This is a genomic window from Finegoldia magna (assembly GCF_003182075.1).
GTDB lineage: Bacteria > Bacillota > Clostridia > Tissierellales > Peptoniphilaceae > Finegoldia > Finegoldia magna.
In genome coordinates this window covers 1-1,292 of the sequence record NZ_QGTH01000056.1, presented here as the reverse complement: position 1 = coordinate 1,292, position 1,292 = coordinate 1, and the positions used below count along the sequence as shown (strand labels likewise).

Annotated in this window: 2 protein-coding genes and 1 pseudogene; all 3 read left to right on the top strand. The window is 30.0% G+C overall.

Going from position 1 to position 1,292, the window contains the following annotated elements:
• A pseudogene (locus DES33_RS09560) lies at positions 1–219 on the top strand (replication initiator protein A); the annotation flags it as partial.
• A complete protein-coding gene (locus tag DES33_RS09555) occupies positions 216–1,043 on the top strand; it encodes an ATP-binding protein (RefSeq protein ID WP_110058842.1) in 828 nt (275 codons plus the stop codon). The pseudogene DES33_RS09560 and the gene DES33_RS09555, both read left to right, overlap by 4 nt.
• The coding region (locus DES33_RS09550; protein ID WP_146199883.1) for a DUF3801 domain-containing protein at positions 1,036–1,292 on the top strand (257 nt) is incomplete at its 3' end. The genes DES33_RS09555 and DES33_RS09550, both read left to right, overlap by 8 nt.

The window sequence follows — 1,292 nt, the reverse complement described above, 5'->3', positions numbered from 1 at the left end:
ATATTTTTGACTGATGAAGAATACAAGGACTTAACAAATGAGTTAGGAAGTAGAATTAATGAATACATTGATAGATTGTCGTCATATATGAAAGCAAATAACAGAGATTATCAAGACCACAAGGCAACGATAATCAATTGGTATCTTAATGATCAGGCAAAAAATATTGATGACAAATCAACAAGAAAAATAAATTACGATATAGGAGAGAGTTTATGAAAAGCTTAAAAGATTTTGTATTAAGAGAAAATGATATTGAGAGAAATGGGCATATTTATTGTAAGGTATGTGGTAAAAGAGTCGATGGAGAATTACTTGACCTTGGATTTACAAAGTTTATTCCTAGAATTAAATGTGAATGTGAAATAAAAAGAGATAAGGAAAATGAAGAAAGAGAACGACTAATGAAAATATCGTCATTGAAAAGAGATTGCTTCTCATCGCCGCTCCAACACCAATATACTTTTGAGAAATTCCTAAATGAAAAGGGACAAGCCTATAAGGTTGCTTACAACTATGCCAAAAGTTTTGAGCAAATGAAAGAAGACAATGTTGGACTTTTATTTTATGGAGACGTTGGAAGTGGAAAGACTTATCTTGCTTGTTCTATTGCAAATGAATTAATCGAAAGAAAGCAAGTTAAAGTTAAAATTATGAATTTATCCCAGGTTATAAATCAAATACAAAAATCAGCATTTAAGCTAGATTCAAACGAAATTATAAATAACCTATCTAATATTCCTTTATTAATCTTAGATGACCTTGGAATTGAAAGGGATACATCTTATGCAAGAGAACAAGTATATAACATTATAAACTCAAGATACTTAAAAGGCAGGCCGACAATTTTTACTACAAACTTATCCTTGGAAATTATTCAAAATCCTAATATTGAACTTGAGTATCAGAGGATATATTCAAGAATACTTGAAATGACAATACCAGTTAAAGTTACGGGAGAAGATTTCAGAAGAAGAATTCAAAAAGAGAAGTTAAGAAAATACAAAGAGTTACTGTTATATGGAGGTGGAATAGATGATTAATGAAGAAGTATCTAGGTCGAGTCTTAATCTTGAAGTAAGACTTGCAAAAGCAACAAGTAAAGCAATTCTTGATGCCTTAAAGAAAGTTCACAAACAAATAGAAGAACAAGGAGGTTTGAAAAATGTAATAAAAAATAACGGAGAAGAAGTAAAGCTAAAAGATATGGTTAAAAAGGGACAGTTAGAAGAAATTAACCTAAAGGATCCTGAGTTAAAAGAACTAAAGAAAATTTTAAACAAACACGGAGT

Bases quoted from the DNA above. Each gene is read 5' to 3' on its own strand.
- DES33_RS09555 (WP_110058842.1), top strand. From the start codon at position 216: ATGAAAAGCTTAAAAGATTTTGTATTAAGAGAAAATGATATTGAGAGA.